General features: G+C 49.5%; 26 protein-coding genes and 2 pseudogenes. 11 read left to right on the top strand and 17 right to left on the bottom strand.

Annotated elements, in window-relative coordinates; translation table 11 throughout:
• Positions 1-19: 19 nt before the first annotated feature.
• From DSM465_RS0116175 to ilvD, 10 genes are all read right to left on the bottom strand, one after another.
• Positions 20-1,537, bottom strand: coding sequence for an aldehyde dehydrogenase family protein (locus tag DSM465_RS0116175; protein ID WP_029761800.1), 1,518 nt, complete (start codon positions 1,535-1,537; stop codon positions 20-22).
• 17 nt (positions 1,538-1,554) lie between these two features.
• Entirely contained in the window at positions 1,555-2,328 is a 774-nt protein-coding gene (locus DSM465_RS0116170; protein WP_029761799.1) for an enoyl-CoA hydratase-related protein, read from the bottom strand.
• 13 nt (positions 2,329-2,341) lie between these two features.
• Positions 2,342-3,118 carry an enoyl-CoA hydratase/isomerase family protein gene (locus tag DSM465_RS0116165; protein ID WP_011887594.1) on the bottom strand — a complete coding sequence of 259 codons (777 nt, stop codon included), beginning with the start codon at positions 3,116-3,118 and terminating at the stop codon, positions 2,342-2,344.
• Positions 3,111-3,422 carry an EthD family reductase gene (locus DSM465_RS0116160; protein WP_029761798.1) on the bottom strand — a complete coding sequence of 104 codons (312 nt, stop codon included), beginning with the start codon at positions 3,420-3,422 and terminating at the stop codon, positions 3,111-3,113. The genes DSM465_RS0116165 and DSM465_RS0116160 overlap by 8 nt, the downstream gene beginning before the upstream one ends.
• A gap of 16 nt (positions 3,423-3,438) precedes the next feature.
• Positions 3,439-3,921 carry a 1,2-phenylacetyl-CoA epoxidase subunit PaaD gene (gene paaD / locus DSM465_RS0116155; RefSeq protein ID WP_008880601.1) on the bottom strand — a complete coding sequence of 161 codons (483 nt, stop codon included), beginning with the start codon at positions 3,919-3,921 and terminating at the stop codon, positions 3,439-3,441.
• A 162-nt stretch (positions 3,922-4,083) separates the two neighbouring features.
• Positions 4,084-4,917 (bottom strand): 1,2-phenylacetyl-CoA epoxidase subunit PaaC, encoded by an 834-nt coding sequence (paaC, locus tag DSM465_RS0116150; protein ID WP_011887597.1) that lies wholly within the window; start codon positions 4,915-4,917, stop codon positions 4,084-4,086.
• On the bottom strand, positions 4,893-5,252 hold the full coding sequence (gene paaB, locus DSM465_RS0116145) for a 1,2-phenylacetyl-CoA epoxidase subunit PaaB (RefSeq protein WP_011887598.1): 360 nt from the start codon (positions 5,250-5,252) through the stop codon (positions 4,893-4,895). Before paaB ends, paaC begins: the two co-directional genes overlap by 25 nt.
• A 7-nt stretch (positions 5,253-5,259) precedes the next feature.
• A complete protein-coding gene (gene paaA / locus DSM465_RS0116140; protein WP_029761796.1) occupies positions 5,260-6,228 on the bottom strand; it encodes a 1,2-phenylacetyl-CoA epoxidase subunit PaaA in 969 nt (322 codons plus the stop codon).
• A 109-nt stretch (positions 6,229-6,337) separates the two neighbouring features.
• The gene (gene paaK / locus DSM465_RS0116135) at positions 6,338-7,669 is read right to left on the bottom strand and encodes a phenylacetate--CoA ligase PaaK (protein WP_008880597.1); all 1,332 of its coding nucleotides are present in this window, start codon (positions 7,667-7,669) and stop codon (positions 6,338-6,340) included.
• 619 nt (positions 7,670-8,288) lie between these two features.
• The gene (gene ilvD / locus DSM465_RS0116130; protein ID WP_029761795.1) at positions 8,289-9,968 is read right to left on the bottom strand and encodes a dihydroxy-acid dehydratase; all 1,680 of its coding nucleotides are present in this window, start codon (positions 9,966-9,968) and stop codon (positions 8,289-8,291) included.
• 517 nt (positions 9,969-10,485) lie between these two features.
• On the opposite strand from ilvD, the gene proB reads away from it, so the two are divergent.
• Complete coding sequence (proB, locus tag DSM465_RS0116125; RefSeq protein ID WP_008880595.1) at positions 10,486-11,610, top strand: glutamate 5-kinase; 1,125 nt, start codon at positions 10,486-10,488, stop codon at positions 11,608-11,610.
• Positions 11,607-12,851 (top strand): glutamate-5-semialdehyde dehydrogenase, encoded by a 1,245-nt coding sequence (locus tag DSM465_RS0116120; RefSeq protein WP_029761794.1) that lies wholly within the window; start codon positions 11,607-11,609, stop codon positions 12,849-12,851. Before proB ends, DSM465_RS0116120 begins: the two co-directional genes overlap by 4 nt.
• Before the next feature lie 174 nt (positions 12,852-13,025).
• On the opposite strand, the gene DSM465_RS0116115 is transcribed toward DSM465_RS0116120, so the two are convergent.
• On the bottom strand, positions 13,026-13,436 hold the full coding sequence (locus DSM465_RS0116115) for a GtrA family protein (RefSeq protein WP_029761793.1): 411 nt from the start codon (positions 13,434-13,436) through the stop codon (positions 13,026-13,028).
• Positions 13,408-14,078, bottom strand: a pseudogene (locus tag DSM465_RS19990) (glycosyltransferase); the annotation flags it as partial. The gene DSM465_RS0116115 and the pseudogene DSM465_RS19990, both read right to left, overlap by 29 nt.
• Positions 14,079-14,574: 496 nt before the next feature.
• Here DSM465_RS19990 and DSM465_RS19655 point away from each other — a divergent pair.
• Positions 14,575-14,736 carry a hypothetical protein gene (locus DSM465_RS19655; RefSeq protein WP_169817289.1) on the top strand — a complete coding sequence of 54 codons (162 nt, stop codon included), beginning with the start codon at positions 14,575-14,577 and terminating at the stop codon, positions 14,734-14,736.
• Between the two features lie 244 nt (positions 14,737-14,980).
• On the top strand, positions 14,981-15,430 hold the full coding sequence (locus tag DSM465_RS0116095; RefSeq protein WP_029761792.1) for a hypothetical protein: 450 nt from the start codon (positions 14,981-14,983) through the stop codon (positions 15,428-15,430).
• 85 nt (positions 15,431-15,515) lie between these two features.
• Here DSM465_RS0116095 and DSM465_RS0116090 read toward each other — a convergent pair whose 3' ends face one another.
• Positions 15,516-16,082 (bottom strand): shikimate kinase, encoded by a 567-nt coding sequence (locus DSM465_RS0116090; RefSeq protein ID WP_029761791.1) that lies wholly within the window; start codon positions 16,080-16,082, stop codon positions 15,516-15,518.
• A gap of 62 nt (positions 16,083-16,144) precedes the next feature.
• Entirely contained in the window at positions 16,145-16,918 is a 774-nt protein-coding gene (aroD, locus tag DSM465_RS0116085; RefSeq protein WP_029761790.1) for a type I 3-dehydroquinate dehydratase, read from the bottom strand.
• Between the two features lie 446 nt (positions 16,919-17,364).
• Here aroD and DSM465_RS0116080 point away from each other — a divergent pair, with 446 nt between their 5' ends.
• A complete protein-coding gene (locus tag DSM465_RS0116080) occupies positions 17,365-17,568 on the top strand; it encodes a hypothetical protein (RefSeq protein WP_029761789.1) in 204 nt (67 codons plus the stop codon).
• A 524-nt stretch (positions 17,569-18,092) separates the two neighbouring features.
• Here DSM465_RS0116080 and cas2 read toward each other — a convergent pair.
• Complete coding sequence (gene cas2, locus DSM465_RS19985) at positions 18,093-18,341, bottom strand: CRISPR-associated endonuclease Cas2 (RefSeq protein WP_223812871.1); 249 nt, start codon at positions 18,339-18,341, stop codon at positions 18,093-18,095.
• Positions 18,342-18,659: 318 nt separating this feature from the next.
• A complete protein-coding gene (locus tag DSM465_RS19650; RefSeq protein ID WP_008880570.1) occupies positions 18,660-18,827 on the bottom strand; it encodes a hypothetical protein in 168 nt (55 codons plus the stop codon).
• 102 nt (positions 18,828-18,929) lie between these two features.
• On the opposite strand from DSM465_RS19650, the gene DSM465_RS0116065 reads away from it, so the two are divergent.
• From DSM465_RS0116065 to DSM465_RS0116045, 5 genes are all read left to right on the top strand, one after another.
• Positions 18,930-19,598 carry a response regulator transcription factor gene (locus DSM465_RS0116065; RefSeq protein WP_008880569.1) on the top strand — a complete coding sequence of 223 codons (669 nt, stop codon included), beginning with the start codon at positions 18,930-18,932 and terminating at the stop codon, positions 19,596-19,598.
• A complete protein-coding gene (locus DSM465_RS0116060; protein ID WP_029761788.1) occupies positions 19,595-20,941 on the top strand; it encodes a sensor histidine kinase in 1,347 nt (448 codons plus the stop codon). Before DSM465_RS0116065 ends, DSM465_RS0116060 begins: the two co-directional genes overlap by 4 nt.
• Positions 20,942-21,050: 109 nt before the next feature.
• Positions 21,051-21,962, top strand: a complete 912-nt coding sequence (locus tag DSM465_RS0116055) for an ABC transporter ATP-binding protein (RefSeq protein ID WP_029761787.1) — start codon at positions 21,051-21,053, stop codon at positions 21,960-21,962.
• The gene (locus DSM465_RS0116050) at positions 21,959-22,678 is read left to right on the top strand and encodes an ABC transporter permease (RefSeq protein WP_008880566.1); all 720 of its coding nucleotides are present in this window, start codon (positions 21,959-21,961) and stop codon (positions 22,676-22,678) included. Before DSM465_RS0116055 ends, DSM465_RS0116050 begins: the two co-directional genes overlap by 4 nt.
• The gene (locus DSM465_RS0116045) at positions 22,679-23,422 is read left to right on the top strand and encodes an ABC transporter permease (protein ID WP_029761786.1); all 744 of its coding nucleotides are present in this window, start codon (positions 22,679-22,681) and stop codon (positions 23,420-23,422) included.
• 362 nt (positions 23,423-23,784) lie between these two features.
• Here DSM465_RS0116045 and DSM465_RS0116035 read toward each other — a convergent pair.
• Positions 23,785-24,318 (bottom strand): annotated as a pseudogene (locus DSM465_RS0116035) (tyrosine-type recombinase/integrase); the annotation flags it as partial.
• A 190-nt stretch (positions 24,319-24,508) separates the two neighbouring features.
• Between DSM465_RS0116035 and DSM465_RS0116030 the strand changes: the two are divergent.
• Entirely contained in the window at positions 24,509-25,528 is a 1,020-nt protein-coding gene (locus DSM465_RS0116030; RefSeq protein ID WP_051358544.1) for a YVTN family beta-propeller repeat protein, read from the top strand.
• The last annotated feature ends 206 nt before the right edge of the window (positions 25,529-25,734 follow it).

Below are 25,734 nucleotides of genomic sequence, written 5' to 3'. Positions count from 1 at the left end.
GACAGTGTTGGCAGTCGTCTTAGACGCCAAACGGGTTGAGCGGACGCGGCCCGTAATACGACAGCACGCTCTTCGTCTCAGTATACAAATCAAGCGCTTCGACAGACAGCTCACGCCCAAATCCGGACTGTTTGTAACCGCCAAATGGCGTACCCGGGAAAGCGGAGAACGGACTGTTCACCATCACAATGCCGGAGCGCAGCTGTTTGGCGACGCGAACAGCACGCCCATGATCCTTTGTCCAGATAGCGGCAGCGAGCCCATAATCGCTGTCATTCGCCAGTTCAACCGCCTCGGCCTCATCGCGAAACTTCATCACAACAACAACTGGCCCAAAAATTTCTTCGCGAACCGCTTTCATTTGGTGATTTACGTTCGTCAAAATCGTCGGCTCATACCAATAACCATTTTCAAAGCCGGCGACCACCGCTTCTTTCCCACCGGCAGCGATCGTCGCCCCGTCGGCAACCGCCGATTGTACATATTCGTCAATCACCTCAAGCTGTCCACGGCTGATAATCGCCCCCACATGCGTGCTGGCATCAAACGGATTGCCGAGTTTCAACTGCTTCGTTTTAGCGACAAACGCTTCCATAAATTCATCATAGATGTCTTCGTGCACATACAAGCGGGACCGCGCCTCACAAGACTGACCGCTGTTATAGAAAATTCCGAACAACGAACCAGCGACAGCAGCCTCCAAATCAGCGTCCGCAAACACTAGGCTTGGCGACTTACCGCCCAACTCGAGTGTCACCCGTTTTAGGGTTTTCGACGCCTTCTCCATAATTTCCTTCCCAACCGGCGTCGATCCGGTAAACGCTACTTTGTCGACAAGCGGATGTTCAACTAAATAGTCTCCAACTTCCGCCCCAGCGCCAGTCACCACATTGACGACACCTTCCGGCACCCCAGCTTCATAACAAATTTCCGCCAGCACAAGGCAAGTGAGTGGCGTCAACGAAGCTGGTTTGACGACGACAGAACATCCGGCAGCAAGCGCTGGAGCAATTTTCCATGCTGCCATCATAAGCGGATAGTTCCATGGAATAATTTGCGCGCATACGCCAACCGGCTCTTTTTCCGTATAGTTGTGAAACGCCCCAGGCATCGGATTGACCGCTCCGCGATGGCCGATGATCGCCCCTGCGAAAAACTCGAAGTCTTCAATCGCTTGCATCACTTGACCTTGGGCAGCCGACAACGCTTTTCCCGTATTTAAAATCTCCAACTCTACTAATTCATTGAATCGTTCACGCATGAGCGCAGCGATTTGATATAAAATGCGCGCCCGTTTTTGTACCGGGAAATGGCGCCATTTCCCGCGGTCAAACGCTTGCCGCGCTGCCTGTACCGCCCGCTCAGCATCCTCACGCGTTCCTTTAGCGACGCGGGCAACCGGTTCGCCCGTCGCCGGATTGGTGACGACAAACGTTTCTCCTGAAGCACTTTCCACCCGCTCGCCGTTAATAATCAGCTGATAAACATCGCGTTTCGTCGGCATTCGCTCCATTTTCTTTTGTTTGACAGTTGCCATCATTTCTTCCCCCTTGCTTAGTTTCCCTGGAATATTGGTTTCCGTTTCTCAAAAAACGCCTTGACGCCTTCGCGGTGGTCTGCCGTCAATCCAGCAATGCGTTGGCATTCTGCTTCTCGTTCGAGGTAACGGTCAAACGTCGCTTCTTGACTTTCGTGAAGCAACCGTTTCACAAGTCCAATCGCCTTCGTCGGCATAGCAGCCAATCGCTCGGCAAACTGCCTCACTTCCTCTTCCCAACGATCTTGCGGAATGACGGTTGTCGCTAGTCCGAGCGCGACGGCTTCCGTAGCCGCTACTTTTTCCCCAAGCACAGCAAGTTCAAGCGCCTTTGCCGTCCCAATGAGGCGCGGCAAATAATACAGGTGACCAGCATCCGGCACAAGTCCCACATGGATAAATGCCGGGGCGAAACTCGCTTTTTCCGAGAGAAGACGGAAATCACACGCGAGCGCTAAGCTCATGCCCGCACCGGCCGCTACCCCATTCACCGCGGCGACAACCGGTTTTTCTAGGCTGTGGAGCGCTTTCATCATCGGTGCGTATCGAGTGCGCAGCACTTCCCCATGATCCATCTCTTCCGTTACGCCGCTCAAATCTTCCCCAGCACAAAACGCCCGTCCTGCGCCTGTGATGACCACACAACGGACATCACGATCTGCTCCGGCCTGTTTTAGCGCCTTTGTCATTTCCTTGTTCATTTGTTCCGTAAAAGAGTTGAGCTGCTCCGGGCGGTTGAGCGTCAGCCAAGCAACTTGGCCATCCACTTCATATCGAATTGTCTCGTACATGAGGCGCCCCCCCTTATTTCCCACGGAATTGCGGTTTTCGTTTTTCAAGAAACGCCGCCATTCCTTCTTTTTGGTCTTCTGAAGCAAACAAAAGGTAGAAGTTTTTCCGCTCAAACTGCATGCCTTCATAGAGCGGATAGTCTACTGCTTTTTGCACTGCTTCTTTGATAAGGCGAAGGGCTAGCGGCGGCTGTTCGGCAAGGCGCCGGGCAAGCCGCATCGTCTCTTCCATTAACAGTTCCGGACTCACAACGCGGGTGACGACACCCAATGCATGCGCCTCTTTCGCCGATAAGCGCTCCCCCGTCCATAACCACGCGAGCGCCTGTTTCGGTCCGATGAGCTTCGTCAACCGCTGCGTACCTCCCGCCCCTGGCATAACGCCAAGGTTAACCTCTGGAAAACCGAATTCCGCCGCGGCGGAGGCGATGATCAAATCACAGGACAACGCCAGCTCGAATCCGCCGCCGAGCGCTAAGCCGTTGACGGCAGCGATCATCGGCGTTTTTACAAGCGAAAGGCGATCCCAATCCGCAAATTGGTTCAACCACTCGAGCCGAACCGGATCATCGTTGGCCATCTCTTGAATATCCGCCCCAGCAGCGAACGCCCGCCCACGCCCGGTGAGCACGATGACGCGCACTTCTTCATCCCGATCGAACGATTCGACCGCCGCAACAATTTCTGACACCATTTGGCGACTGAGCGCATTCAATACATTCGGACGGGCGAGTTCAATGACGCCAACCGGCCCCTCTTGGCGCACAGCGATCGAAACGAACTCACTCATGTTCCACTTCCTCACCAACCATAAAGGTGACAAGATCCCCGGCAAATGACATGACATCTTTTGCTGATGCTTTCGCTTCTTTTGTTTTCATCGCCTCTTGGAACGCCTCTTGGTTGTCGTAATACATTTCGCATAACAAATAATAGTCACTTTCCGTCCCCATCGGCGTCCCTGTAATTTTCGTGACCTTGATTTTTCGAAGGCCAGGGATTTTTTCCGTCAGCGGCACATGCGTGTTGTAATAATGAGCATCAAACTGCTCTTTATCTTTCGGCTGTTTGTACAAGGCGATCATTTTAAACAACGTCACCATCCCCTTTCTATTCCATTGCTAAAGGCAGTACAGGCTTCATGGCTTCAAACGGATTTTTGCATTGCCTACAGTAGAAAATGCTGCGGCAAGCTGTCGGACCAAATAGATTTTCCATGACAGTCCGTTCCGCCCCACAATACGGGCATTCCACTTGCCAAGCTCCCGGCTCCATTTGCCGCGGCGGCGGAGCAATGCCAAACTGCTTTAACCGCTCCCGTCCCACTTCGCTAATTCGGTCGGACGTCCAGGGCGGATGGCGCAGAAATTCGACCGTCACCGCTTGTGCCCCCGCCTGCTTCACCGCTTCCTCCACCCGTGAGCGAATGATGTCAAGCGCCGGGCATCCAAGAAACGTCGGCAGCAAATGAATCGAGACCATGTCATCACGAATCTCAACTTGTTCCACCATGCCGAGGTCAACAATGCTGACAGAATCGATTTCCGGATCTTTCACCGTTTCTAACGCTCTCCAAACCTCTTCGTTTGTCATGGTTCTCCCTCTCACGTTTCGGTTGCCTATATGCTTCCCGCCCCTTGCCAAGGGCGGCATTGTGCGCCGTTTCGCCTTTCATGCAGCCGGCTGTGCTTGCTGCCAACCCGAGGGGGGCAGGAAAGCGGCGGCACCGTCTTTTGCGAAACAGAGTGCAACTGCTTACCATATAGCTTGCGGAACGGAGCGATAAACTTCTGACAGCGTCGCCAACGCGTCATCCAAATCCGGCGTATGCTCACCGTTGCGGCCGTTACCGTGCTTCATACCAAACGGCATCGGCCACTCCAGACCTACTTCGGCAAACGCTGGCGCCAGCGCTGCGATCGTTTTTTCCGTTAATACGTCTTCCCCTTCGATCAGTCCCCATCGCTCCATCTCCGCCCCTCTTGCCCCAAGCGTCAACACACCGGCAAAATCGGCGGCTACGTCTTGAATGGCTTTTATCATTCGCGTCCGCGCTTCACCAGGGGCATTTGTCAACTGGACGAACCACGTATGCCAATGAAGCAAATGATAGTGAAGCTCGACTTGGACTTTCGCCGCCACTTCCGCGAGCGGCTTGTACGCACTTTTTCTCAGTGACTCGAGACGGATGTGCTTCGCTTGCGTGTAAAAATATTGGCGGACGACAGTGAACGCCCAGTCATAGCGGGGTTCGCGCAAATAATGTCCCGGACCGTTCGGCAGTTCAAGGAGCACGGCGTTACGCCGCTCCGTGGCCGGCCGGGCATGTGCTAGTTCATCAGCCGTCCCAAGGCCAAACTCCTCGAGCAGCTGATAATACATGGCGGCATGGCCCATCGTATCTTGATTGATCGAAGAAAACGCAATATCTTCCTCAATATGCGGTGCCAATCCAAGCCATTCTGAACCGCGATACGCAAGTAAAAAATCATCATCTGCAAGCTGGAACAACAATTCAACAAGCGCTTCCTGACCATCGGGATGAAAATACATCGATTTTTCGCTCATCGCCGAATCTCGCCTTTCCATGATAAAATTTCTTTCTCATCGAACACGTTTTGCTCGTATTTGCGCCACCGCTTTTTCAAATCCCCATATCCCCTCGTTAACCGATAATCTTTGTTGTCAAGCCGCTTAAGCGCAACTTTTTCCTCTTCATTGATCCGCCGGATATAATCCCGCTTCACCACCCAAAGGTCGGCAACTGGCTCGCGGCGCATAAAGTTTTCTTGCGCCATCACGAGGGCGAGCTCCTCGTTCGGGGCGAGCAGACTGAACTGGTGCTGAAGCGGGGCCTCTGGTGTTCTGCGGCTGAACACTTCGAACACTTGGTAAAAGCCTTGTTCTTTCCCCATCACGGTCATCCCCCTTTCACCCAACTGTCCGTACAGCGCTGAGCGCTTCACGCACCCACGCGTTCTGTTTATGCGCAATCCTTCGCAGCTCGAGCCGTTCTTGCGATTTCGGTCCGTTGTTGCGGATAATTTCTTTAAATTTCTCCCAATCCGGTTGCCGGTAAATCCACTTCCCTTGCGTTTTGTCAAAATGCATCGTCTCGTCAGGAAGCTTCAATCCGAGCGCCCAAATGCGCGGCACGTATTTCGTAAAGTAGTCTTGGCGCAATTGTTCATTCGTTTTTGTACGGATGCGGTATTTGATCGTAATATCCTGCTTGGATGTTCCCGTCGTTTCTGCCGTCGGTGGACCGAAAAACATGAGAAGTGCCTCCCACCAACGGTTGAGCGCTTCTTGAAGCATGTCTTTTTGCTCCTTCGTTCCTTCAGCTAGCGCCAAAATGATCGATTCTCCGTGTTGGGCATGAAACACTTCCTCAGCACAAATGCGCTTCAACGCCCGTGCGTACGGCCCATATGATGCATCAAGCATGTTCGTCTGCGTCATAATCGCCGCTCCATCAACAAGCCAGCCAATCAACCCGGCATCCGCCCATGTCGGCGCTGGCATATGGAAGACGTTATGGAACTTCAGCCGCTCGTTCAATAAATCTTGGATAATGTCTTCCCGCGTTTTGCCAAGCGGCGCCATCAAATCTTCCGCCACCCGAATCAGCAGCTGGCCGTGCCCCATTTCGTCCTGCACTTTAGCCATAATGCCTAGCTTTCGCCGCAATGTCGGCGCTTTCGGCACCCATTCCTTTTCCGGAAGCGCTCCCATAATTTCGCTAACCGCATGCATCGCAACGAGTTTAATGAGCGTCATCCGATATTCATCCGGCATCCAATCGTCCGCTTCGATTTTCTCCCCCGCTTCGATGCGGCGCATGAACAGTTCATGTTTCTCGTCCTCAGACAGACGAGTGAACGTCATGATCGTCCCCATCATTCATCCCCCTATTAAATATAATTAAAAATCATATAACGTTTATCTAACGTTATTATATTTTAATGTTATATAATTTTGCAATCTTTTTTTCTACTTTTCTTTCAATTCAAACGGATTGTTTCGCTTCGAACTTACGTCGGTCGATGACACGCACCGCTTTCCCTTCTGAACGAGGGAGGGTTTTCGGAGGATGGAGACGAACACCAATCGAAACGAGACAGTGTGTTTTCAACAGCGATTGAACTCGCCGAGCAAGCGCAACGGCCTGCTCACTTTGTAAATCGCCGCCGATCTGGCTGTAAAAATCATCTGTCACTTCCGCGTGCAACTCCACCGCTTCCAAATGACCGTGGCGGAACCGGTGTAGCTGATAGTGCGGAGCCAGTTCCGAAACACGAAGCAGATGGTGTTCAATTTCTGATGGGAACACATTGACGCCACGAATGATAATCATATCGTCAACACGTCCCTTCACCCGTGACATGCGCACCGTTGTTCGCCCGCAAGCACATCGCTCCCTTGTCACCGAAGCAATATCGCCCGTCCGATAGCGGATGACTGGAAACGCCTCTTTCGTCAAACTCGTAAAGACAAGCTCTCCTTCTTCCCCTTCCCCTACCGGTTCAAGTGTGTTCGGATTAATGACCTCGACAAAGAAATGGTCTTCGGCGATATGAAGTCCATCTTGCGCTTCATGACATTCCATAGCCACCCCAGGGCCAATCACTTCACTTAACCCATAAATGTCGCACGCTTTGATGTCAAATGTCTCTTCAAGCGTGCGCCGCATCTCTTCCGACCACGGCTCCGCTCCAAAAATCCCGTATTTCAGCGATGTTTGCCGCGGATCTTTGCCCAACTCTTTCATCCGCTCAGCAATGTTCAACACATAGGACGGTGTCCCGCAAATGATGGTCGGGCGGAAATCTTCAATAATCATTATTTGCCGTTCCGTATTGCCGCCAGAAACAGGAACAGTGACCGCTCCGAGCCGCTCACTGCCGTAATGAAGCCCGAGCCCGCCGGTAAATAACCCGTATCCGTACGCATTGTGAACGACATCTCCCGGCTTTCCACCAGCTATCGCCAACGCCCGCGCTACAATATCGGCCCAATGATCAATGTCACGCTTTGTATAGGCGACAACGGTCGGTTTTCCACTCGTGCCGCTTGACGCATGCAAACGGACGCATTGAGTGAGATCAACTGCTAGCAAACCGAACGGATAATGCGCGCGCAAATCGCTTTTTGTCGTAAACGGCAGCCTGCGCACATCATCCAATGTCCGGATATCCTCAGGTTTCACTCCTGCTTCGTCAAATCGCTCACGATAAAATGGCACCCGCTCATACACGCGTTCCGCCGTTGCCCGGAGCCGGCTGAGCTGGAGCCCTTCAAGCTCACTGCGCTCGGCCCTCTCAATGTCATGCAAAATCATCCTTCCTGACTCCCCCTTAATATAAAGCGTTTTCAAAGATACAAAAATATATAACGTTATATTAACGTTATATAAATTACATATCACACCTAACTTTAAAATAGTATGAATATTATAAAATGTCAATATGATTTTTCCTGTATGAATGTGGAATGGGATCAGATAGCTGTCCCTCCGAGGCAAAACAAGATCGATGGTGATGTAGGTCGAATGAGAAAAAGCGCCCCGTTTTTCTTTCGGGACGCCCGTTTTTTACCAAGTCGCAGCCATGGCTATATTTCCTCTCACTCTTCATGGAATATTTACCTAAATAAGCGGGCATCAGACAAGACATCGAACAGAAGTGTTTGCTTCCTCGTGAGGATTTGACGACAAAAACGGTTTTTCGCTCGCTTCACAATGGTGGATACACCACATTGCGAAGCAAATTGTGCAAGCTCACGGCGGAACCATCGAAGTCAAAATCCAACGGGGAAAAGGAACCTCGTTTACTCTTTTTCTTCCCATCCAACCAAACGAGGGCGATATATCATGATGAAAAAGCCTGCCTGTTTTCACTCGTCCAGGCAGGCTTTCTCTTTTACGGCAGGGCGCTCATTCATCGGAAGCCGCTGCTACCTTAAAGCTTCATAACCCCCCCTGTGCTCGCTGAAGTGACGTGCTTCGAGTAGCGGGCGAGATACCCGGTTTTTACTTTCGGCTCAAAGCCTTTCCAGTTCGCTTTGCGCCGTTCAAGCTCTTCGTCAGACAATTTGACATTGATCGTCCGCTTGACCGTGTCGATTTCGATTATATCGCCGTCTTCGATGAACGCGATCGGTCCGCCTTCTGCTGCCTCCGGAGAGACGTGCCCGATCGACAAGCCGCGCGAAGCGCCGGAGAACCGCCCGTCAGTGACAAGCGCCACTTTTGTGCCGAGCCCCATGCCGACAATTTGTGAGGTTGGCGCGAGCATTTCCGGCATGCCTGGGCCACCTTTTGGCCCTTCGTAACGGATGACGACGACATGGCCTGGCTTGATTTTGCCGCTGGCGATGCCTTCAAGAGCTTCTTCCTGCGAATCGAAGACGATGGCTGGCCCTTCATGGCGCGTGATGCCGCCTTGAACCGCGCCGGTTTTAATGACCGCTCCGTCCGGTGCTAAGTTGCCGAACAAAATGGTGAGCCCGCCCGTTTCCGAATACGGGTTATCGATTGGCCGGATGACATCATAGTTTTTCACTTCACAGCCGGCAATGTTTTCGCCAAGCGTTTTACCGGTGACAGTGAGCGTGTCTAAATGGAGTGCGCCTTCTTTTTTCGACAATTCATTGAGCACCGCCGAGACGCCGCCCGCTTCGTGCAAGTCTTCAATATAATGGACATCCGATGCCGGAGCGAGCTTCGCTAAATGCGGCACGCGTGACGCCACTTCGTTAATCCGCTCGAGCGAATAGTCAATGCCGGCTTCGTTGGCGATGGCCAACGTATGTAGTACCGTATTCGTCGAGCCGCCAAGCGCCATATCGAGCGCGAACGCGTTATCGATTGCTTTTTCCGTGACAATGTCGCGCGGTTTAATATCATGTTCGATCAAATACATAAGCTGTTTCGCCGATTCGCGGACAAGCTCTTTACGCGCCGGGTCAACCGCTAAAATCGTCCCGTTGCCTGGTAAGGCGAGCCCGAGCGCTTCGGCCAAACAGTTCATTGAATTGGCCGTGAACATGCCCGAACACGACCCGCACGTCGGACAGCCGTACTGTTCGAGTTCCATCAGTCCTTTCTCATCGAGCGAGCCGCCTAAATACGCCCCGACTCCTTCAAATACGGACGAGAGTGAAATTTTCCGCCCATCTTTCGTTACGCCGGCTTTCATCGGCCCGCCGCTGACAAAAATCGTCGGGATGTTGAGCCGCATCGCTGCCATCATCATTCCTGGCGTAATTTTGTCGCAGTTCGGAATGCACACCATACCGTCAAACCAATGCGCGGAAACAACCGTTTCAATCGAGTCGGCGATAATTTCCCGGCTCGGAAGCGAATAGCGCATCCCGATATGCCCCATCGCGATGCCATCATCAACGCCGATCGTATTCATTTCAAACGGCACGCCACCCGCTTCACGGATCGCTTCCTTGACGATTTTTCCAAACTCTTGTAAATGGACGTGTCCAGGGATAATGTCAATATATGAGTTGACCACCGCAATAAACGGTTTGTCAAAATCTTCTTCTTTCACGCCAGCCGCTCGCAATAAACTTCGGTGCGGAGCGCGGTCGAATCCTTTTTTAATCATGTCGCTGCGCCGTGTTTTCATGAAGAGTCCCTCCATCGTTCAGATTAATAGGTTGCTAGTATTGTACCACTTTTTTTAATAAATTGACAATTACCTTTATTCTGAATGCGTTTTCATTGTTTTGTCTAGAGTAAGGCAACGTAAAAATAGGCTGCTCCCCTTGACATCAACAACGTTTAGGGGCATAATTTCTTACAAACTATAAAATTGTTGAACCTATCCTTGACAATCAACGAATGAGAACGGCACGGGACTAGTAAACCGAGGGAACGCGCCAGAGAGTGGAACCCATAGGCTGGAAGGTTCCTCGCGGGAAGCCGGTTGAACCTGCCCTAGACGGCCGCTTATGCAAACATAAGCCGCATGCCTGCGTTACAGGCTAGAGGTGGGCGCTTTGTGCGCCAAAAAAGGTGGTACCGCGGAACGCTTTTCCGTCCTTTTCAAAGAGGAGGAAAAGCGTTTTTTTATTGTCCTCTTCCCAGTTGTGGTCAAGAGACAGTGGAATAGACGACAGAAAAAATCCAAAGGAGGGAATGCGATGAAACGGCAGCGCGTCGTTGTGAAAATCGGGAGCAGCTCACTCACCGATCCAAAAGGCGGCCTTTGCCATGATAAACTGCTTGATCATGTTCAAGCGATCGCTTATATGAAACAGCTCGGCCATGACATCATTCTCATCACATCCGGTGCAGTTGCGGCCGGCTTCGGGCCGTTAGGCTACCCAACACGGCCGACGACGATCGCCGGCAAACAGGCGGCTGCTGCCGTCGGACAAAGCTTATTGATGCAGGCGTACAGCGCACAGTTCGCCCAATTCGGCTTCACCGCCGCCCAGTTGTTGTTGACGCGCAGCGATTTTTACAGCCGTGAGCGATTTCGCAACTTGTTTGCCACGATCACCACATTACTCGAACACGGCGCCGTGCCGATCATTAACGAAAACGACTCCGTTTCCGTCGAAGAGTTGACGTTCGGCGACAATGATATGTTGTCAGCGCTTGTGGCAGGCTTCTTGCATGCCGATGCGCTCGTTTTGCTCACTGACATTAACGGGCTGTACGACGCCAATCCGAAAACGAACCCGCAGGCGAAGAAATACGCCTTTTTGCCAGAGATTACGAGCGAGATGCTCGCCTCAGCTGGCGGCAGCGGCTCGACTGTCGGCACCGGTGGCATGCGCTCAAAGCTGTTAGCTGCGCAAAAAGCTCTCTCCTTCGGCGTCAGCGTCTTCATCGGCACGGGAAGCGGCAAAGAAAAACTGGCTGATATTTTAGCTGGAAAAGGCGACGGTACATACATCGGTGTTCCTTTTCCGAAACAGATGCAAATGCGCAAGCAATGGATCGCTTATCACGCCCCCGTTTCCGGCACAATCACTGTGGACAGCGGCGCCGAGGAAGCGCTGCTTGACCGCGGGAAAAGTTTGCTGCCGGCCGGCGTCACGGCGGTTTCCGGCGACTTTCATGCGATGGATGTCGTCGATGTCATCAACGAAAAAGGTGTTACCATCGGCCGCGGTCAAGTATATTACGCCGCCGCCGATTTGAAAAAAGTGAAAGGGCGGCCGAGCGAAGAAGCGCGGCAATACTCTTACCTTCACCGCCCGGAAGTCATCCACCGCGACAATTGGGTTACTTTGCGAAAGGAGCGTGTCAAAAGATGAACGAATTGCTCGAAAAAGCCGAACGGTTGAAAACGGCGTCACAAACGTTGGCCATGCTGTCGACAGAAGAAAAAAACGCGGCATTAGAACAGATCGCCAAAGCCATCGACCGCAAACGCGCCGTCATTTTAGCGGAAAACGAAAAGGATATGGCCGCCGGCCGCGCGCAAGGGCTGTCACCGGCTTTGCTTGATCGGCTGCAGCTCACGAATGAACGGATCGATCAAATCATCAGCGGTGTCCGCCAAGTCGCCTCATTGCCGGATCCGGTTGGAGAAATCATCGAGGAGTGGACGCGGCCAAACGGCCTTCGCATCCAAACAGTGCGCGTGCCGCTTGGGGTGATCGGCATGGTATATGAAGCGCGCCCGAACGTGACAGTTGACGCCGCCAGCCTTTGTCTGAAAACAGGCAACGCCGTCCTGCTCCGCGGCAGCTCATCGGCGCTTCATTCCAACAAAGCACTTGTCAGCGTCATGAAAGAGGCGCTTCGCACAACGGCCATCCCGGAAACAGCCATTGAGCTGCTCGAAGACACGAGCCGGGAAACAGCCCAGCGCATGTTCCGCCTAAACGATTATCTCGATGTCCTCATTCCGCGCGGCGGAGCGGGGCTCATTCGCTCGGTCGTCGAAAACGCCACCGTACCGGTGCTTGAGACCGGTGTCGGCAACTGCCATATTTTCGTTGATGAATCGGCCGAACGATCGATGGCGATCGATATCGTCTTAAACGCTAAATTGCAGCGTCCATCTGTCTGCAACGCCATCGAAACCGTGCTCATTCATGAGCGGTGGCCGTACGTCGGCGAACTGCTTGAGGCACTTCATGCTCGCGGTGTTGAGCTTCGCGGCGACCGACGCCTTGCCGCCGCCTATCCGTTCGTCACCGAAGCGACGGAAGAAGACTGGCATACAGAATATTTGGCGCCGATTTTAGCGATCAAACTCGTCACTGATGTCGATGAAGCGATTCAACATATCCACCGCTACGGAACGAAACATTCCGAAGCGATCATCACGGAAAACGAAGCGCATGTCCGCCGCTTTTTCCAAGCGGTCGACGCGGCGGTGTTATACCATAACGCATCCACCCGCTTCACCGATGGTGAACAGTTCGGCTACGGGGCGGAAATCGGAATCAGCACGCAAAAGCTGCACGCGCGCGGACCGATGGGGCTTATTGCCATCACCACAACGAAATCGCTCGTATACGGGACGGGGCAAATCCGAACGGTTTGACCGGGACGGGGAAGCGGAACAATCCGCTTCCCCGTCCTTTTGATGTATACCATCGCGAAAAGATCCAACATGCCGTTGATGGATTTTCGCAGCAATGAACAGCGTTTTTCCTACAAAAAACGTCCGGGCCGCACATGGCTTCCGGATTGTTTTTATCGTTTGCTCCGTTTTCCGTCAACGTTCGCTTGTCGATTCCACAAACACCCAACAGCGACTGCCAATGAAATTGACCGCCATACCAGCCATCGTGGCCGCACCTTTCGCGAACCAAAGCGGCCCGAACGGTTCGGCCACCAACAAGACAACGAGCGACACACCAAGTGATAGGCCGTTGACAACAAGAAACCGGAACAACTCCCCGATATTCACCTTTTGCCGCATTTGAAACGTCCAACGCCGATTCCAAATGTAGCTGTTTATCACCCCAGCGCCATAAGAAACGACTTGCGCAGCGGCCGCTGGAACACCTGCAGCAGTGAGCAGAAAAAAGACAACAAAGTCAACGATCGTATTGCTTGCCCCAACAACGGCAAAACGCCATGCTGTTTGTTTTTCTTTACGGAATGTACGAAGCATTTCGTTCATGTTTCGTTCCGACTCCCCATGTTTCGTTGATGACATAAAGTGGCCGCTCTTTCCCCTCTTCATTCATTCGCCCCATCTATTTTCTAATGATGCCAAGTATCATCATCACCCCATTGCAAAGAGGCATCACGACCAACAATGACGCCCAACCGGCAACCGTTGAATGCGTAAACCATTATAGGACAACCATCATGCCGACGGCACTTCCCACCGACTGCCAAAACACAAATACGTTCGCCAGCTTGAGCGGTTTGTGCGAAAACGACGTGATCCATTGAGCGAAAAGCGAATCATTTTTTTGAGCGGATCCTTTGTCTCACCAGCCGCGGCTCTCTCATATTCGACCGCCGTCTGCCGGAGGCCGAGCCAACTTGCCGCGAACAAACCGGCTGCGCTCTTTCATATAGACTAACTGATCGCACACCTTTCGGTCAATCAAGCGAAAATCGTCGGTATCTACGAGAATGTCAATTTCAGTCACTGAGCGCAATACGCGATAAAACATATAGGCGAGGCGGTCCATTGTTTGAATCGTGTCTCTCCTTTTCACTTCACGCGTCGAGCATAAACGACATCATATCCTTCTTTCCAACGGGCGATCATTTCGAAAACCAATTCAGGAGGAATCCGAACAACAGCTTCGTCAAGCGAGGCACGATCCTAAAAAGCGGGAGACAAGCGGTTCGAATGCATCGAACCAACACGCGGCTGCTTGCGTCCCAAATCGTCAAAGCTGACTTCCTCGCTCGCCCCTCCAAACGAATGACAACGCCGCGTTTGGGCTGACCAAAAATGAACTCCCCCATAAAAGCCATCGGCCGCCAAGCTGTAAGTCTATGGCGGCCGATCGTGCTTCTTCTTTATTTAATGACCTGGGCGTTCGAAATTATACTTACACTGGAGGATAGATCATTTTGAAGCGAGAAGCTGATCAGAATATAATAAAAAAACGAGTTAGTCAACTCGTTTTTCATCATAAGAAATTCAGCTCGCTCTTTTGTCCTCTCTTATTGCTTTTGAATAGTACTGAGCGAAATTTATTGAAACTCTCATAGGATATAATAATACCGATTAAGGAATGACAAAGTGAAAATATACGCAGCCTTAATAAAAGACAAAACTAAGGAGAGCTCATAAGTTGAGATGGATTTTTGCTATAATATTGATTCTAATTAGGGCTTTTTTATCTTCCTTGACCATTGATCAAATGAACAATATAGGTCATATCATTATGAGAATTATAGGATTTGGAAGTATTTTTGTTGCTGGTTTCGTTGTTAGAGGGAAGAAAGAAGAATAATAAAGTAGTCAACCTTCTTATTAAATATTGTCTCTGTTAAAAGAGATTATCGATAGTGGATACGTTTCCTCATATCATTTTTCCTAAGAACAAGTATTCGAAAGACCTTGTCGCAAGAGACCGTACAAAACCAACGATCCCCAAAGTTTCTTGTATAGGGTATGGTGAAAAATCATTGGCTCTAAACGATCTTCTGCCAACGTGCGTGTAGCTTTCATATAGTGTGGAAAGGTAGTGAACAAGAGTGAAACTCCCTAATGGAATAACCGGCTTTTATCATGCAAACGTCGATCCCCCTCCTCCTCAAGTAGATGGGAAACCATTCAAGCAATTATGTTTTGATGTTGCCATTCGCAGCGGTGGAAAGATCATTGATTTTAAAAGCCCGCAATATCCAGCCAATTTTTATTATGCGCAAGTTCAGATGGTCGATGATCCATTGTATATATTGCTTAATGCCCATTATCCTTACCTTGCTGTTGCATCGACAGTTGAATGTGGAAACATCCAATTTATCGACCATCCTGTTATTGATGAGCAGTTTTCTCCGTTTTATCAAGTATTGCAATCAGCCGAACTAAACGCTCCGATTCACCCCAATTTGATATCGGGATTGAACAGTGCAGAATTGGAGCAAATTTCCTACTGGAAACCGAAAACCATCGGAGAAATCATCTTTAACTACTGGGATTAAACCATCCAGGAACCCCCATAAAAAAGGAGTTCCTGTCTTCTTTTCAAAAGCCAACATAAACATTGAACAGAGCAAACACACCACTTCATCGGTTTGGTTCGTACACATCCCACATCCATTTGATCGACTCAACGATTTGATCGGCCGCTTGTTCGGCTTCAAGCTCATTGATGACCACGCGGGAATGATGGAGAGCGTAAGCCGACTGCCGCTGGAAAAACAGCTGCTCCACCTCTTCCAACGTTTTGTTTTTCAACACCGGGCGGCTGTCGACAATGAGCGGCAGCCGTTCCTCTTTCCAATAATCCCATGACAAGTCAAGAAAAAAGACGATGCCATGAGCGAGGCACGCGCGTCGCACCTCCTCCTGCAAATACGCACCGCCGCCGAGCGACAAAATTTTCAGCCTCGTATTCGTGCATAAATCGACGATGAGTTCCCGTTCCACTTTTCGAAAGTACGCTTCTCCTTTTTGCGCAAATATCTCAGGAATCGACATCCCTTGTCGCCGCTCAATTTCCGCATCGACATCGATAAAATCGCGATACAGCTTTTTCGCGACCAGCTGCCCGATCGTCGTTTTTCCCGCTCCCATAAAGCCGATTAAAATGATGTTTCGCTCACGGAACGGGATGGTGGTTTGCCTATTCATGGTGCACTCCCCTTTCTCCTTCAACCAACAACTCATTGTCTTTCCGTATGTAACCCAACGAATCAACGGCTATATTTTTGCAATACCGACAGCACCGCCCGTACGTCCTCCATCGGAATTTGCCCCGGAGCAGAGCTTTGTTTCCCAACGGCGAACGTAACCGCCGAGCCAAACAGCCATCCGACGAGCCGCGTCATCGCGCCTAACCCACCCATCGACATCGTAATAAGCGGAATGGAAAGCTCGCGCCGCGCCTGTTGCGTCGCCTCTAGCAACACCAGCACATCTTCCGGAGACGTCGGCATGACGGCCACTTTCGCAATGTCAGCGCCGCCCTGCTCGGCCCGACGCATGATGTCCACCAACATCTCTTTCGACGGCGTACCGTCAAAATGATGGCTTGAAATGATAAGCCGCACCCCGCATTCATGGGCAGTACGGCGCACATCGGCGATACGCTCCCCGTAAGCCAGCTCGCAGTCAATGAGATCCACGGCTCCGCTTTCACACACCACTTTCATTACTTGCTGCTTTTCCTCTTCATCAAGCGGAATCGGCTGTCCTCCTTCCCGCTCCGAACGGATAGTAAACAAAATCGGGATGTCCCCCGCCACACGCCGCAGCTCGTTTGCTACCTCCAGCACACGCTCCTGATCGCCGATGTGGCGAAAAAAATCGGCCCGCCATTCAATCAAATCTGGCTTCTTTCGGCAAACCTCCTCCGCTTCGCGCAGCACTTGCCCAGCATCCTCCCCGACCACCGGGGCGCAAAGGCATGGCTCATCGCCGCCGATGACCGCATTTCGAACTTTGATGATGTTCGCTGAAATATCCATCCATCGTTCCCCCATTCATGACTTTGCCAAATCAAACACGGCGGCTAGCCGTCTAAAAGACAGAGCCACACAAATCAAACCGTCCGCCTTCCGGTGAACAGCTGGAAGGCAACATCCATCTCCTTTGATCCAATCTAATATTCTTGCTTCTCTTTCATTCAATGATTTTCATGCTTTGTGATCATCGCAAAAATCATTTCGTCGGCCGCCCACCTCTTAGTAGAAATATAACTGAAAAATCATTCCTAAGCAATGTTCGAATAGTCGAAATGTTCCTGTGAGCCTTCGGTTTATCCGTCATCGACGCCTCTTTTACGACCAATCCGAACATCGCCCTTCTTTACATTTCGATGTCTCTCGACACTTTAGCTATCATATCATCACTCGCTTACAACCTCCCAACGTTTATCGCTTCTAAAGGGACTGTCGAAACATGGATCGGTCTTTTGACGTTTGGCAACCATTCCATGGACACTGTCGTGCCGATCACCGAAGTGACCGCTTCGTTTATGTACACGTTTCTCGTCGCTGCGATCATTTTGCTCACCGATATCTTCAGCGATATTTTCCTGCTCACCGATTTAGAGACGATTGAGCCGATGGACGAGCCGGCAAATAAGGCAGACATTTCACGATCAAACGGACACTAACAAAAAAGCGTCCTCCTCCCGGCGTAAAAACCGAGCAAGGACGCCTTTTTCTTTCTCATCATCAGCTAGCCTCTATCTCCCTAAAAGACAAACATTTCCTCATGTGACTACAACAACTTTTTCATCGTTCTAGGCCAAAAACCCAGGAACACAGCAACCATTCCTCTTCCCGAGTTTTCATACCACCCACAAAACGCTTTCTCCCAACATACATCCACCCGTTTCGAAGAAACATGGCGAGACGGATGGTTCTGATCCTCTAAACGAGGCCTATCTCTTTCAACAGCTCCTTCATTTTACCATTGATTTTCTAAGGCGGTAAGGGGCCATTTTGCACACCCCTTTCACCCCCCCAAAAAATAAAATGTGATTATGTTAACTTGTGCAACTGACCAAGATCGTCAACCGTCCAAAGCATGGATCTATCAACGAAATATTTCGAAAGACGAAAGAAAAAGAGGCTTGCACACCCCTGCCGTTTTTCCGGCCATTTTGGGGTGTGCAAAACGGAAAGAAGCCGCCCGCTACACGATCAAGTTGTTCCACGGGAGATGATCGAAAGGTGTGCCAATGACGTACTTGTTTTCGTAGCTTTCCACCGTTAGCTCATATACGCGCAAGGAATCCCCTTCCCCGATCCACGGCCGGGCTCCTTCCACCATTTCCTTTGCCTCTTTCGCAGTCAAATACGCTTCGAATACGCTTTTTTGCACCCGAATGCCGGCGTTCAGCAACCACTTGGCAAGTTTATTTCTCTTTTTTATGTCTTCCATTTTTCCAAAATTTTCGCCTAGATCTCTTTAACCAATTCATCTGGAGAGGAAATGTCATCCATAAGAATCTCATCGATGCCAGCATCTCTGTTGTTTTTGCCCATCGTTCCTACTCCTTCTCATACAGTAAATCCTCAAAAAAGACATGTGGCTGCCCCCATCATTCTCCTTAACCAAAATATTTAAGATCCGATCAGTCCCTTCTATTTTCACACACTTCGTCTAGCAGTAATGATTTTTACACAAAAAATCCTACCAGCATTGGCTGGCAGGAAAGCAGAAAACGCACCTGAACGATGCTTGTCACACCTTGATGGTTCAACAATCAAGAACACCACCCATTGTTAAGTTCGTGGCAATATCAAGGGTGATTCCTCCCTCGTTATACGAATAGCGTACGCTGAACGAAACGATGCGCCCTCCTTCCCTGATTTCACGAGTTCGTTTCGCTACTTTCTCACAACGTTCCAACACAACCGTTAACATTTCATTTTCCCGCCAGGAATTGCGCAGTACATGAAGGGATTGACCAAGTCAAACAAGTATTGATTAATATAGAGTGAAGACTAGAAGAAATGAGGGAGAACGTTGGCACGAGTTTTATACATAGAAGATGAACAGGAAATCGGCCGTTGGGTGACGATGAACCTTACGGAACGTGGGCATCATGTGACTTGGCTTCAATCCGGAGAAGAGATCGAAGAACACTTGGCCCATTGCGACCTTGTCATTTTGGATGTGATGCTGCCGGGGCTGGACGGCTTTTCCATCGGCAAACGGATAAAAAAGGAGCAGCCAGATCTGCCGATTTTGATGCTTTCGGCGCGGACTGCCATTGAGGACAAAGTGGAAGGATTGAGTTTCGCCGATGATTATCTGACCAAGCCGTTCCACCCCGATGAGTTGGCCGCCCGCGTGGAGGTTTTGCTCCGGCGCTTCAACAAAAACGATGAAATCCTGAAACTGAAGCATTTGACCATCCATACAAAAGATATGCGCATCGTCAATCATGAAACGGGAGAAGAAATTCTACTGACAGGAAAACAATATCAAATTTTCCAATACTTCCTTCGCCATCTCAATCAAATTTTGACAAAAGAGCAGTTATACGAGGGTGTTTGGGGTGAGCCTTATATTGAAGGAGATAAAACATTGATGGTGCACATCCGTTATCTTCGTGAAAAACTGGAAAAAGATCCAAAAAACCCAGAAATCATTGAAACGATCCGGGGAATCGGTTATCGGGTGAGAAAATGAAAAGCGTAAAACGATTGCGGTCGCTGACGGCAAAATATATGGCCATTATTTTAACCGCTCTGTTTCTCATCTATCTTCTTATCATCGGAACTAGCCTTTTGGTCTTCAATGTCTATGACCATAAAGACCCAGAAACGTTGCAGATCGAAAAAGCCTGGCACCAGGATGCCCGTAGTCTCAAAAACCCCGGAAGCGAAGATATCAACCGGATGTTTGAAAAATGGCAAAACCGTTATCCGAAAGCGCGCTTGTTTTGGGTGGACAGCAACGGCCGGCTCGCCGCCGGGAGGAACCTTGCTGCGAATATTCCGAAACATTGGAATGCCGCCTATACCGCCAACTTCATCAAAGCGCGTTATGACAACGACCCTTTTACGGTCATTGCCTTTCCAAACAATGATGCATCCTATGGATTCGTCGTTTTTGAAATCGAGCGGAAGCTGCTTCAACCCGCATTTACTGAAGCCAATGCCGACTTTATGTATTTTATTGTTCCCGGGGGAATTGTGTTATTTGTGACCGTCTCGTATTTGTTTTTCTTGGGGATCCGCAAACGTCTCCTTTATTTGCAACAGGCCATGGAGATACGGGACGTGGACGGATTGCCAGTAGCCATCACGGTGAGAAAACAGGATGAAATCGGCCAACTGGAGATGGCCTTCAATCAAATGGTGGATGAGCTCCGAGAAAGCCGGAAACGGGAAGAAGCGGAAGAGCAGCTGCGGAAAGAACTGATCGCCAATTTATCCCATGATTTGCGTACGCCGCTTACCAAAATCCGGGCGCATGCCTATACGTTGGAGAAAGAGGCTTTGACTCCAGTAGCAAGACAAGCTGTCAACATGATCGAACAGTCGGTTTCGAAAATGGACCGATTGATCGAGAATTTGATATCGTATACGCTTTTAAACGCCAAAAAATTGAAATATGAACCGACTCCGACGGATGTGGTCCGGCTTGCCCGTTCCTTCATCGCCGCCTGGTATCCAGCTTTTGAAAAAGAAGGTTTTTTTATAGATGTCCAGCTGGATGATTTGGAACAAAAGCATTGGAACGTCGATCCGCTTTGGATGGAACGGATTTTTGACAATTTGTTTCAAAATGTCATCCGCCACGCCAAGGACGGAAAATATATCGGGTTGAAAACGAAAAAAACCGATTCTTATGACGCGTTGGTCGTGCTTGACCGTGGCAAAGGATTCCGGCACAAAAGTTCCGAAAAAGGGGCGGGAATCGGGCTTGCCATTGTGGATTTGATGGTGAAGAAGATGGAGTTGGACTGGAAAATCGAATCATCGGAAACCGGGACAATCATAACAATCATTCATTATCGATCATGCTAGGAAAGGAATCCATTTCCTTTCCTTTTTTATTTTTAAACAAATTTTAAACTGTCTCGACACCTCATTTTAACCTTCGATTCCTATGATGGTATAGCGAGGTGATGGAAGGATGGAATATATCGTCGAAACTCATCATTTGACGAAACGGTTTGGAAAGGAGATCGCCGTAAACGCCCTGAACCTGAAAATTCCCAGAGGGGAAGTATACGGGTTTTTAGGTCCGAACGGAGCGGGGAAATCGACAACTCTCCGGATGCTTCTAGGCCTCATGAGACCGACGGCTGGATCGATCCGGATTTTTGGCAAAGACTTAAAAAAAGAGCGGATTTCCATTCTTCGGAATGTTGGGTCATTGGTGGAAAGCCCGTCTTATTACTCCCACTTGACCGCCTATGAAAATTTGGAAGCCATGCGAAAAATCTTGGGCTCCCCCAAAGAAAAAATTGATGAAGTTCTGGACCTTGTCCGCCTGAGTAACGCTGCCGATAAAAAGGTAAAAAGCTTTTCTCTTGGGATGAAACAACGATTGGGGATTGCGATGGCATTGTTGAACGATCCAAAATTGCTGATTCTGGATGAACCGACAAACGGCCTCGACCCTTCAGGAATCATTGAAATGCGGAATTTAATCAAGCGTTTACCGAAAGAAAAAGACATCACCGTGCTGATTTCAAGCCACTTACTTTCTGAAATCGATCAAGTCGCTACCTACGTCGGTGTCATTTCGAAAGGAAAGCTGATTTTCCAAGATTCCATTAAAGCCATGCGCAATAAAGCCCAGCTGAAAATCCGATTAAAAGTGAGCGACGCCAACAATGCCTACCGTTCTTTGCTGGCAAAAGGAATAAAAACACACTATCAGGATCACATCATTTATTTGTATGAACAGTCGGATGAAGCGGTTGCCGCAGTGGTCGAAACCCTCGTCGATGAAGGATACTCGGTTTACCGGGTGGAAGAAGAGCATCAATCACTGGAAGACATTTTCCTAAAAATGACCGCAGGTGGTGACGACAGATGATCATGAAACTGCTTGCGACCGATTTTTTGAAAATCAAACGGAAAGGATTATGGTTTTTGACCATCCTAGGTCCACTTGGTGTCGTCTTGCTGCAGTGGGTCAATTACGAGCTCGTCCCCGGCAGGAGAGAATGGCTCCTTCAAAGAAGCGATGATGATTGGCTGTTTTATTTGCAAAATGTCAACAGCTTCACACCGCTTGCACTGGTACTCGGGATCACTATTTTGACATCCCTTGCAGCCAGTATCGAAAATGAGACGAACGCCTGGAAACAACTTATCGCTTTACCGATATCGAAAATGGGGGTGTTTTTGTCCAAATTCACGGTATTGGCATTCTTGTTGGCTATCGCTTCAGTTCTATTATTCTTTTTCACATGGCTTTTAGGTATTTATTTGGATCTCGGTGCTGTCATACCGTACGCGCAAATCGCCACATTCAGCTTCTACCCATATTTTGCATCACTTCCTTTGTTGGCTTTGCATCTTTGGGTAGCAACCGTAAGCAATAACCAAGGGATTCCGATCTCCCTCGGAGTAATTGGATTTTTGTTTACCTCCTACAGCTTTAAGCTGCCGGATTGGCTGCCATGGAAGTGGCCGTCGTTGCAAAACCAATGGGATGAACCGCTCGTCAATGTCGTTTTGGGCATTTGTGTCGGTATCATCCTTTATATCATCGGGATGCTGGATTTTGCACGAAGGGATGTGAAATGAATGATTTCTCTTTTGCAGTCGGAGTGGTTTAAGTTAAGAAAATCCAAATTCGTCTTCACCGCCATTTTGCTTGGTCCACTCATTACGTTTTTCTATGCACTGATGCTCCAACCGGACACATTCGGATTGGAAAAAAGATTTTTGTGGGAATTTTTGATCGCGTTTACCACGCTTCTTTACGCCTTGCGTTTTTTGCCACTCACGACCGGCATCTTGGCTGGCCTCATCTGCCGGTATGAGCATCAAAACGGAGGATGGAAGCAACTGTTGGCCCTGCCGGTGACAAGGAGCCGGGTATTTCTCGCCAAATATACGATCCTCATGCTCATCACCTTGACCATGCAATTGCTCTATTTGCTTGCTATTTGGACTTCCGGAGTGCTAAAGGGGGCGGAGGAGCCGTTTCCTATGATGCTCCTTTGGAAAAGCATTTTTGGCGGCTGGATCGCGACGTTGCCTCTTCTTGCTTTGCAATTGTGGATGTCGATGCTTTTTAAAAGTTTCGCCGCGCCCTTTGCCGTGAACGTCGTTTTCACTTTGCCCGCCATTCTGGCAGTAAACTCGGAAAAATTTGGACCATTATACCCTTGGGCACAGCCATTTTTGATGATGTATGTATCCGGGGATGCGGAAAATGATATATTCTTTGTCCCATGGGAACAAGTCTTAACAGTGGTCGGCGGCAGTTTTCTCATTTTCTTCTTTGGCGGCCTGTTATATTTCCGGCGAAAAGAAAATATCTAAAAACAGCTAGTTTCCTTAATATTGTGGAGGCTCTTGTCCATAGCCAGAAAGCAAAAAGAAAATAATAATGTAGATGAGTACATGAAGTTCAAAATCGATCGCTTTGTTTCTAGAACATTCATGTTTTCCATTTTATTGGTCATTTTACTACTATCAAACTTTCTCCATCTATTTTACCTTTACGGGTGCAGGAAATATGATAAGGAAAAATCAATGAAGAAGACCGGAGGTGTAAAAACCTTTGGTCTTCTTCGTTGCTTTCTATACTAAAGCACAAATTGCCTTTGCTCCAAAATAGCAACCAACAGATACTAAGACTACACAGATAGGCTCACAAGTAGAAAATCGCACAACAAACTTGATTAGAACTTCGATAACGCCTCCACCGCATCCGCCAAATCACTGTAGCTGTCCTTTACGTACCGCGATGTGGTGGCGATATGGCTGTGACCGGCCAACCGGCGCACCTTTTCGATATCATTGTTCGTTGCTTTTAACATCCACTTGCAGAAGGTGTGGCGAAACATATGCGGCGTCAGTTTCTTGCCCGGCGGGCTGTAGCTCTCGACCATGCGCTGAATCCCACGCACAGAGAACTTAGGAGATCGCTGGCTATAAAAAACATAGGGAGATGCTTCGACATGTGGTTTCTTTTTCGCCATTTCCGCACGAAATGCCAACCAATCCTGAAGCTCCGCCAACAAGATGTTTGAAATCGGCACCGTCCGTACCTTCATCCCTTTGCCCACGATGCGAAGATGCCTCATCTCGAGATCAATGTCCGTCAGTTTCAAGTTCGACAGCTCTTCCACCCGCAGACCAGCATAAACAAACAGGTAGACAATCGCCCGGTCACGTCGATCCTTTTCCTCCGGGTCGACGCCTCGACTTTGAATGCAGATAATATGTCTAGTGTAAAGAGCGAATCTCTCTGCGATGATCTCATGCTCCAACATATGTGATCTCCTGCTTTAGATGCAAAAACTGGGCATTTACCTAGCCCATCTTATGACCCAGGGCATATACTGGAGTATCCTGTTACCCAGGACATATGCTGAAGTATCTTAGTGTAAAGAGGTGAAACACATGTCAAAATGTCAAAATGACAACCAGGTGATAAGAATACGATGTGGTTGCACCAATCTGAGAACCGTGACTGTGCATAGACCTATCTCACCAGAACCGCCAGAACCGGGTGGTCCGGATGATCCGGGTCCATCAATTTTTGCCTATGTGACCAATGCCGCTGACAATACGGTATCAGTCATTGATACCTCAACCAATGCCGTCGTCGCAACGATTCCGGTGGGAGCATCTCCTAATGATATAGCCATGACACCAAATGGCACGCGCGCGTATGTTACCAATCAAAATGACAATACAGTATCAGTCATTGACACCTCAACCAATACAGTCGTCGCAACGATCCCGGTGGGAGCCCAGCCTTTTGGCGTAGCCGTTTCACCAGACGGCACGCGCACGTATGTGGCTAATATCGCTGACAATAATATATCAGTTATTGATACCTCAACCAATGCTGTCATCGCAACGATCCCGGTGGGATTAGGTCCTTTTGGTGTAGCCGTTTCACCAGACGGCACGCGCGCGTATGTGACCAATGCCAATGACCATACGGTATCAGTTATTGATACCTCAACCAATGCCGTCATCGCAACGATCCCGGTGGGATTCGCTCCTTATAGTGCTACCATTACACCAGATGGCACGCGCGCATATGTTGCCAATGCCAATGACAATACGGTATCAGTCATTGATACCTCAACCAATACAGTCATCGCAACAATCTCGGTAGGAAACATGCCTGATCGTATCGCCATTACGCCAGATGGCACGCGCGCATATGTGGGTAATGTCCTTAGCAATACGATATCAGTCATTGATACCTCAACCAATACAGTCATCGCAACAATTCCGGTAGCATCTCCTCATGATATAGACCTGACACCAGACGGCACTCACGCGTATGTTACTAATACCACTACCAACACTGTATCAGTCCTTAACACCGCTACCAACACCGTGATCACAACGATTCCTGTAGGAAATGCCCCTCATGGTATAGCCATTACGCCGGTTGCTATATAAACCCATCTCCTCCATGAATCCTCCCTTGAAACATCACAGGGGATAATCGTTTTGGGGCAAACTATATCATCATTCGCATGAATACCTTAATACCAACTACTAATACTGAAAGTCCCGTCGCACCCTGTTCCAATTGGAGCCCATCTAAATTCACATTGTGCCCAAATATAATAACTACCCGTGGTGCTAGATAAAATCAAACAAGC

The organism is Geobacillus thermodenitrificans subsp. thermodenitrificans DSM 465 (assembly GCF_000496575.1).
In the GTDB taxonomy this organism is placed as follows: domain Bacteria; phylum Bacillota; class Bacilli; order Bacillales; family Anoxybacillaceae; genus Geobacillus; species Geobacillus thermodenitrificans.
This window is presented reverse-complemented; position numbering and strand designations above follow the sequence as displayed.

Excerpts from the sequence above, each read along its gene's own strand:
- DSM465_RS0116175 (WP_029761800.1), bottom strand. The coding sequence starts at position 1,537 with ATGGCAACTGTCAAACAAAAGAAAATGGAGCGAATGCCGACGAAACGC.
- DSM465_RS0116170 (WP_029761799.1), bottom strand. The coding sequence starts at position 2,328 with ATGTACGAGACAATTCGATATGAAGTGGATGGCCAAGTTGCTTGGCTG.
- DSM465_RS0116165 (WP_011887594.1), bottom strand. The coding sequence starts at position 3,118 with ATGAGTGAGTTCGTTTCGATCGCTGTGCGCCAAGAGGGGCCGGTTGGC.
- paaD (WP_008880601.1), bottom strand. The coding sequence starts at position 3,921 with ATGACAAACGAAGAGGTTTGGAGAGCGTTAGAAACGGTGAAAGATCCG.
- paaC (WP_011887597.1), bottom strand. The coding sequence starts at position 4,917 with ATGGAAAGGCGAGATTCGGCGATGAGCGAAAAATCGATGTATTTTCAT.
- paaB (WP_011887598.1), bottom strand. The coding sequence starts at position 5,252 with ATGACCGTGATGGGGAAAGAACAAGGCTTTTACCAAGTGTTCGAAGTG.
- paaA (WP_029761796.1), bottom strand. The coding sequence starts at position 6,228 with ATGGGGACGATCATGACGTTCACTCGTCTGTCTGAGGACGAGAAACAT.
- paaK (WP_008880597.1), bottom strand. The coding sequence starts at position 7,669 with ATGATTTTGCATGACATTGAGAGGGCCGAGCGCAGTGAGCTTGAAGGG.
- ilvD (WP_029761795.1), bottom strand. The coding sequence starts at position 9,968 with ATGAAAACACGGCGCAGCGACATGATTAAAAAAGGATTCGACCGCGCT.
- proB (WP_008880595.1), top strand. The coding sequence starts at position 10,486 with ATGAAACGGCAGCGCGTCGTTGTGAAAATCGGGAGCAGCTCACTCACC.
- DSM465_RS0116120 (WP_029761794.1), top strand. The coding sequence starts at position 11,607 with ATGAACGAATTGCTCGAAAAAGCCGAACGGTTGAAAACGGCGTCACAA.
- DSM465_RS0116115 (WP_029761793.1), bottom strand. The coding sequence starts at position 13,436 with ATGAACGAAATGCTTCGTACATTCCGTAAAGAAAAACAAACAGCATGG.
- DSM465_RS0116090 (WP_029761791.1), bottom strand. The coding sequence starts at position 16,082 with ATGAATAGGCAAACCACCATCCCGTTCCGTGAGCGAAACATCATTTTA.
- aroD (WP_029761790.1), bottom strand. The coding sequence starts at position 16,918 with ATGGATATTTCAGCGAACATCATCAAAGTTCGAAATGCGGTCATCGGC.
- cas2 (WP_223812871.1), bottom strand. The coding sequence starts at position 18,341 with ATGGAAGACATAAAAAAGAGAAATAAACTTGCCAAGTGGTTGCTGAAC.
- DSM465_RS19650 (WP_008880570.1), bottom strand. The coding sequence starts at position 18,827 with ATGTTAACGGTTGTGTTGGAACGTTGTGAGAAAGTAGCGAAACGAACT.
- DSM465_RS0116060 (WP_029761788.1), top strand. The coding sequence starts at position 19,595 with ATGAAAAGCGTAAAACGATTGCGGTCGCTGACGGCAAAATATATGGCC.
- DSM465_RS0116055 (WP_029761787.1), top strand. The coding sequence starts at position 21,051 with ATGGAATATATCGTCGAAACTCATCATTTGACGAAACGGTTTGGAAAG.
- DSM465_RS0116050 (WP_008880566.1), top strand. The coding sequence starts at position 21,959 with ATGATCATGAAACTGCTTGCGACCGATTTTTTGAAAATCAAACGGAAA.
- DSM465_RS0116045 (WP_029761786.1), top strand. The coding sequence starts at position 22,679 with ATGATTTCTCTTTTGCAGTCGGAGTGGTTTAAGTTAAGAAAATCCAAA.
- DSM465_RS0116030 (WP_051358544.1), top strand. The coding sequence starts at position 24,509 with ATGTCAAAATGTCAAAATGACAACCAGGTGATAAGAATACGATGTGGT.